General features: G+C 65.7%; 6 protein-coding genes and 1 pseudogene. 2 read left to right on the top strand and 5 right to left on the bottom strand.

Annotated features, from left to right (window positions below):
- Nucleotides 1-391 (bottom strand): annotated as a pseudogene (locus IL54_RS23140) (glycosyltransferase family 1 protein); the annotation flags it as partial.
- Complete coding sequence (locus IL54_RS15735) at nucleotides 384-1253, bottom strand: alpha/beta fold hydrolase (protein ID WP_037476817.1); 870 nt, start codon at nucleotides 1251-1253, stop codon at nucleotides 384-386. The gene IL54_RS15735 and the pseudogene IL54_RS23140, both read right to left, overlap by 8 nt.
- A gap of 37 nt (nucleotides 1254-1290) precedes the next feature.
- On the opposite strand from IL54_RS15735, the gene IL54_RS15730 reads away from it, so the two are divergent.
- Nucleotides 1291-2688: a protein adenylyltransferase SelO family protein gene (locus IL54_RS15730; RefSeq protein WP_037476816.1), complete on the top strand. Its 1398-nt coding sequence runs from the start codon at nucleotides 1291-1293 to the stop codon at nucleotides 2686-2688.
- On the opposite strand, the gene IL54_RS15725 is transcribed toward IL54_RS15730, so the two are convergent.
- From IL54_RS15725 to IL54_RS15715, 3 genes are all read right to left on the bottom strand, one after another.
- Nucleotides 2685-3941: a M24 family metallopeptidase gene (locus IL54_RS15725; RefSeq protein ID WP_037476815.1), complete on the bottom strand. Its 1257-nt coding sequence runs from the start codon at nucleotides 3939-3941 to the stop codon at nucleotides 2685-2687. The genes IL54_RS15730 and IL54_RS15725 overlap by 4 nt on opposite strands.
- Nucleotides 3928-4554, bottom strand: coding sequence for a glutathione S-transferase family protein (locus IL54_RS15720; protein WP_037476814.1), 627 nt, complete (start codon nucleotides 4552-4554; stop codon nucleotides 3928-3930). Before IL54_RS15720 ends, IL54_RS15725 begins: the two co-directional genes overlap by 14 nt.
- 121 nt (nucleotides 4555-4675) lie before the next feature.
- Nucleotides 4676-6790 (bottom strand): malate synthase G, encoded by a 2115-nt coding sequence (locus IL54_RS15715; RefSeq protein WP_037476813.1) that lies wholly within the window; start codon nucleotides 6788-6790, stop codon nucleotides 4676-4678.
- 196 nt (nucleotides 6791-6986) lie between these two features.
- On the opposite strand from IL54_RS15715, the gene IL54_RS25950 reads away from it, so the two are divergent.
- Nucleotides 6987-7065: helix-turn-helix domain-containing protein (locus IL54_RS25950; protein ID WP_443211329.1), on the top strand; the 79-nt coding region annotated here is incomplete at its 3' end.

Below are 7065 nucleotides of genomic sequence, written 5' to 3'. Positions count from 1 at the left end.
TCTTGAGCCGCACGGCTTCGTCGGCGTTGAAGCCGTCTTCGTGGTGGATCAGCGGCGGCAGGCCCGCCGACGCGCCTGCCAGCCGATGCGCCATCACCGCATCCATCGACCCCCAATTATAGGTCAGGATCAGGTCGAACCGCTTGAGAAAAGCGGTAATGACCCTGTAGCGCGCCAGCCCCGGCTTCCCCGCAAAGGATGGCCCATCGGGAAAATCGACCGCCACGCCTGGGTCGATCGCCGCCCGCGCGCCCATCGCTTCGGGATCTGCGCTGACGATACTGTGCCGCGCCTTGTCGCCCCAAATGTTCATGAGCTGGACGGCGCGCGCCTCCTTGCCGCCCAGATTGAAACTGCCATGGACGTGCAGGATATGAGGCCGATCAGCCATGTAGCACCCGCGCCAGCAGCCGGTCGACCGCCGCGACACTCTCCGGCTCGTCCAGCACCGGCGCATGGCCGACGCCGGGCACGGTCACCAGTTCCGCCCCCGGCCCGATCTCCGCCGCCATTCGCTGCGCCGTCGCCGCGCCCAGCAGGTCCGACCGTTCGCCGCGCAGCAACAGCGTCGGGATGCCGGAAAAAGCCTTCATCACCGGCCACATATCGACCCCGGCTTCAGTGCCCATGGCGCGGATCGGCTCGGCAACCTTCATGTCATAGTCCAGCACGATCCGCCCGCCGCTATTGAGGCGATAGAGCCGCTTAGCCATCGCCAGCCAGGCTTGCAGGTGATAGCCCGGATAGACATCGCCATTGGCATCCGCCAGCGCGCGGGCGGCATGGACCCAGGTCGGATGCGACTGGTTGACGCCGACATAGGTGCGGATGCGCGCCAGCCCCTCTTCCTCCAGCGCTGGCCCGACATCGTTGAGCAGCGCGCCCGCCAGCCATTCGCGATGGGTCGCGGCCATCAACATGGTGATGATGCCGCCCAGCGACGTGCCGACCGCCACGAACCGGGTGATGGCGAGGTCCGCGAGCAAGCGGCTGATATCCTGCATATAGGTCAGCGGCACATAGGTCATCGCATCCTTGGCATAGGCGCTTTCGGCGCGCCCGCGCATGTCGGGACAGATGAGCCGCCATTCGCCTGCAAGCCGCGCGGCAAGTGGCTCGAAATCGCGCGCATTGCGGGTCAGCCCCGGCAGGCACAGCAAGGGCGGCCGTCCATCGCTGCCCCCGGCATAATCGCGATAATGCAGCCGCAGGCCGTCGGGGGACCACCAATATCCGTCGTTATACACGCTCAAACTTGATCCTTCCGCCTTGCCACCCCCATATCACCTTATGAGCCAGACGCCGCAACCCGCCAAATTTCGCCCCGCGCGCCAAATCGACACGCTGATGCCCGACATCGCCGATCCCGTCGGGGCAGCGGACTTCCCCCAGACCATCCTGCGCTATCGCAACGACAGGGCGGCCGCATCGGTGGGCCTCGATGGTCTGACCGACGAGCAATGGATCGCCCATTTCGGCCGTTTCGAACCGCTGGAAGGATCGCTCCCCCAACCCCTGGCGCTGCGTTATCACGGCCACCAGTTCCGCCATTACAACCCCGACATCGGCGATGGCCGCGGCTTCCTGTTCGCGCAAATGCGCGACGATACCGACCGGCTCATGGACCTTGGCACCAAAGGCACCGGGCGGACGCCCCATAGCCGGTCGGGCGACGGGCGGCTGACCCTCAAGGGCGGGGTGCGCGAGATTTTGGCGACCGAAATGCTCGAAGCGCTGGGCGTCTCCACCTCGCGCACTTTCTCGATCATCGAAACTGGCGAAGCGCTGGAGCGCAACGACGAACCTTCACCCACGCGCGGCGCGGCGATGGTGCGCCTATCCCATTCGCATATCCGCATCGGCACGTTCCAGCGCGCCGCCTTCCACGAAGACCATCAACTGCTCACCCGCCTGACCGACTATGCGCTGACGCATCTGTACGGCGAAACGCCCGGCGACAATCCGCCCGCGCAACTGCTTGGCCGCGTGGTCGAACGCACCGCCGATCTCGCCGCCAGCTATATGATCGCGGGCTTCGTCCATGGCGTCCTCAACAGCGACAATATCAACGTCACCGGCGAAAGTTTCGACTATGGTCCCTGGCGCTTCACCCCCTTGTGGGACGCAGGCTTCACCGCCGCCTATTTCGACCATCAGGGGTTGTATGCGTTCGGGCGGCAAGCCGAGGCGATCCACTGGGACGTCGCCCAACTCGCCGTCTCGCTCCGCGCGCTGGTGGAGGCGGAACCGCTGATCGCGCAGCTTGAGCGCTTCCCCGCCCTCTATGGCCAGGCCATGGCCCGCCGCTTCTGCTGGCGCCTCGGCGTCATCCCCGGCGAAGGCAGCGACGCCATGATCCAGTCCGCCGTCCGCGCCATGGTCACCACCGCCACTCCCATCGACCGCTTCTTCCACGACTGGCGCGGCGGCACGGCGCGGGTCGGAACCGATTATAGCGACGCCGCCTGGGGCGAGTTCCGCGCCGCCATCAACGGCTTCGGTGCGGTGCCCGGCGCAAAGGACCACGCCTATTGGGCCGACCCACAACCCTGCTCCATGCATATCGAAGAGGTCGAAGCGATCTGGCGCGCCATCGCCGAGGACGACGACTGGACACCGCTCCACGCGAAGGTCGCGGCAATCCGCCGCATGGGCGAGGCGCATGGTGCAGGCCCTACAATGGACTAGCCGATGGGTTCCTCGATCGATAGCGGCGGCTTTGAAAACCACGCGGGACCCTGCGCCGTCATGTGGAAACAATCCTCCATCCGCACGCCCATGGTGCCGGGCAGATACAGCCCCGGTTCGTTGGAGAAACACATGCCGACGTCCAGCCGGGTGGTTTCGCCATGGACCAGGTTGACCGGCTCATGCCCCTCCATGCCGATGCCATGGCCCGTGCGATGCGAGAGCCCCGGAAGCGCATAGCCGGGGCCATAGCCACGGCCTTCATAATGCGCCCGTACGGCGTCATCGACCGCCCCCGCTGGCGTGCCCAATTTCGCGGCGGCGAAGGCGATCGCCTGCCCCTGTGCCACGTCGGTCCAGACGGTGCGCTGTTGCGCGCTGGGCGTCGCGCCATAAACGAACGTCCGGCTAATATCCGATTGATAGTCCGCCACGGTGCAACCGCAGTCCATCAGCACGACCTCCCCGGCCCGCACCGCCTGCGGCTTACCGGAGCCATGCGGATAGGCGGCTGCTTCGCCCAGCAGCACAAGGTTGAACTCGGTCTTGCCGCCCAGCGCGGTAGTCGCGGCGGTCATCAGCGCGCCGATATCGGCCGGGGTCATGCCTGCCTTCACTTGGCGATAAGTCCAGCGATAGGCGGCCATGGTGACGTCGGCGGCCGTCTGCATCAGCGCGATTTCGGCAGGCGTCTTGCGCATCCGCAGCGCGCGGGTGACGGGGTCGGTGGTCAACTGCGCTTGCGGGAGGGCGGCCTTTAGGCCGTCGACCGCGAAATAGCGCACTGTTTCCTCGATGCCGATCCGCCCTTTCGCCAGTCCCTTCTCGGTGAGGAAGGCGGCGACCAGCGCATGGGGACTTTCATGCTCCTGCCACACCCGCACTTCCGCCGGGATGCCGAGCGATTCGTCGATCGAAGGCTTTTCGAAAAAGGGGCAGAGGATGAGCGGCGCGCCCGACGCCGGAATGACCATCGCGGTCAGCCGCTCGCTGCGCCACCAGCGCACGCCGCTATAATAGATAAGGCTGGCACCCGGCTCGATCAGCAGCGCGTCGATACCCTGAGTCTGCATCATCGCCTGCGCGCGGGACAGGCGATCGGCGCGTTCGGCCCGGCCGATCTGCGTGATGCCGCCAGTGAGGGACGTCAGCGCTTCGACCGCCCGCTCCTGCGCGAACAGGCGCGGGGTGACGGCGGCGGCGATGCCAGCGGCGGCATAGCCGAGCAGGCCGCGCCGGTCAGGCGTAAGCATAGGGGCCACCCGCCTGCAATGCGGCCTGATAGGCGGGACGGGCGTGCATCTCGCTGAGCCAGCGCAGGATATGCGGCCGACTGTCGTTGAGGCCGCCGCGCGAGCAAGCGGCTTCCAGCGGAAAGCTCATCATCATGTCAGCCGCCGTGAAGGCATCGCCCGCAAAATAGGGGCGGCTCGCCAATTCGCTTTCGATCCAGTCGAGATGATCGTCCAGCATCCCCTGCACCGTCGGCCGCGCGGGGCGACCCAGCAGGCCGAGCTTGCCGATGATGAGCAGCGCGAGCAGCGGTGGCATCAGCGATCCTTCGGCATAATGGAGGAACTGGCGGTAACGGATCGCGCCGTCCGCATCGGCGGGCGGGCCAAAGCGATTGGCGGCGCGCCCGACCAGATAGTCCATGATCGCGCCTGTCTCGATCAGGCGATGGCCATCCACCTCCACCACCGGCGACCGGCCGAGCGGATGAATCGCACGCAGCGACGCGGGCGCGCGCATGGTCTTGCGGTCGCGTTCATAGCGGCGCACCTCATAAGCCTCGCCCAATTCCTCCAGCATCCACAGGATGCGTTGCGAGCGGCTGTTGTTGAGATGGTGGACGATGATGGTCATGACGGCTCCGATGCTGCGTGGCGGTCAGGGCTAACGCAGCCGGGAACGCGCGACAACATCCGTTCGCTTCGAGCGTGTCGAGAAGCGTTTCTCGACTTCGCTCGAAACGAACGGGCGTTGGTTAAACCGCTTCCAACTCTGCCCCCGCCTTCTGCCTCGCACGATAGGCGTGCAGCAGCGGTTCGGTATAGCCATTGGGCTGGGCAACCCCTTCGAACACCAGCGCGCGGGCCGCCTGGAACGCCAGGCTCTCATCCTCGCGCCCACTCATCGGCTGGTAGAGCGGATCGCCCGCATTCTGCGCGTCGACCTTGGCCGCCATGCGCCGGAGCGCGGCATCGACCTGCTCGCCGGTGCAGACCCCATGCAGCAGCCAATTGGCCATATGCTGCGAGGAAATGCGCAGCGTCGCGCGGTCTTCCATCAGGCCGATGTCGTGGATGTCGGGCACCTTGGAACAGCCGACCCCCTGGTCAATCCAGCGGACGACATAGCCCAATATGCCCTGCGCATTATTGTCCAGTTCTTGGCGGATCTCCTCTTCCGACCAGTTGCGCCCGGTCGCGACCGGGATAGTCAGCAGTTTTTCGAGCGGCGCGATACCCTCGGCCGCCCGCTCCGCCTGGCGCGCGAACACGTCGAAGCGGTGATAATGGGCCGCGTGGAGCGTCGCGGCGGTGGGCGAGGGAACCCAGGCGGTATTGGCCCCGCTTTTGGGATGGCCGATCTTCTGTTCCAGCATGTCGGCCATCCGATCCGGCGCGGCCCACATGCCCTTGCCGATCTGCGCCCGACCCGACAGGCCGCAGGCGAGGCCGATTTGGACGTTGCGATCCTCATAGGCGGTGATCCAGTCGCTGCTCTTCATCTCGCCCTTACGGATCATCGGCCCGGCCTGCATCGACGTATGCATCTCGTCGCCGGTGCGGTCGAGGAAGCCGGTGTTGATGAAGACGATGCGGTCGCGCACGGCATGGATGCAGGCGGCGAGATTGGCCGAGGTGCGGCGCTCCTCATCCATGACGCCGACCTTGAGCGTGTGGCGCGCCATCCCCAGCATGTCCTCGATGCCGTCGAACAGGCGATTGGTGAAGGCGGCTTCGTCGGGGCCGTGCATCTTGGGCTTGACGATATAGACGCTGCCCGCACGGCTGTTGCCGCCCTCGCGGGCCAGGTCGTGCAGCGCGATCAGGCTGGTGACGATGCCGTCGAGTATGCCTTCGGGGGCTTGCGTCCCATCGGGCAGCAGGATGGCAGGCGTGGTCATCAGATGGCCGACATTGCGGACGAACAACAGGCTGCGTCCGGCCAAGGTGAAGGCGCTGCCGTCGGGCGCGGCATAAGCGCGGTCGGGGTTCAGCGCCCGCGTCATCATCGTGCCGCCCTTCTCGAACGTCTCGGTCAGGTCGCCCTTCATCAGCCCCAGCCAATTGGCATAGGCGGCAACCTTGTCCGCCGCATCGACCGCCGCGACCGAGTCCTCCAGATCGCAAATGGCGGTCAGCGCCGATTCGAGGATGACATCGGATATGCCCGCCGCGTCGGTCGCACCGATCGGATGGCTGCTATCGAAAACGACTTCGATATGCAGGCCGTTGTGGCGGAACAGGCGGCCCTTCTCGCTGCGGCCGAGATATTGGGTCGGATCGGCAAGGATGATGTCGTCGGTCGCGAGGTCGGCCCAGCTACCGGTAGCGAGCGGGATGGCATCGTCCAGAAACGCCTTGGCCCAGGCGATGACCTGCGCCCCACGCGCCGCGTCATAGCCCTTGCCTGCCGCTGCGCCGGGGATCGCGTCGGTGCCGTACAGCGAGTCGTACAGACTTCCCCAGCGTGCATTGGCGGCGTTGAGCAGGAAGCGGGCGTTGAGGATAGGCACGACCAGCTGCGGCCCGGCGAGGCGCGCGACCTCGTCATCGACATGCTCGCTGCCGATGGTGAAGGGCGCGGGTTCGGGAACCAGATAGCCGATGGCGCGCAGGAACGCCTGATAGGCTTGCGGGTCATGCGGTTGGCCTGCCCGCTGCTCATGCCAGTCATCGATCTGCGCCTGCATTGCGTCGCGGGTTTCCAACAGCGCGATGTTGTCCGGGGTGAAGCGTGCGAAGATGGCAGCCGCATCAGCCCAGAAGGCGGCGGGTTCGATGCCGGTGCCAGGCAGCGCCTGACTGTCGATGAAGTCGGCCAGCGATGCCGCGACCTGAAGGCCGGATTTGTCGATCATGTGGTCGGTCATCAATCTGCTCCTAAATCCTTTCGTCATCCCCGCGAACGCGGGGCCCCATCTCCCAACATAGCGACGGGGGACAGCGCCGGAGATGGGTTCCCGCCTACGCAGGAATGACGGTGCTAGTGCAGAAACATCTACCCCATTCCCATTATGTCGTATATTCACTATTATGCGAACATAGTCATTCCCATGGTGAACGAATATGATGGACCCCGATCATGAACTTTTCGTCGCGATCGTCGATGAAGGCGGCCTCGCTGCTGCCGGTCGCCGCCTCCACA

It is taken from the genome of Sphingobium sp. ba1 (assembly GCF_000743655.1).
Classification (GTDB): Bacteria; Pseudomonadota; Alphaproteobacteria; order Sphingomonadales; family Sphingomonadaceae; genus Sphingobium.
The sequence above is the reverse complement of the archived record's forward strand: the minus strand, read 5'-3'. Positions and strand labels throughout refer to the sequence as shown.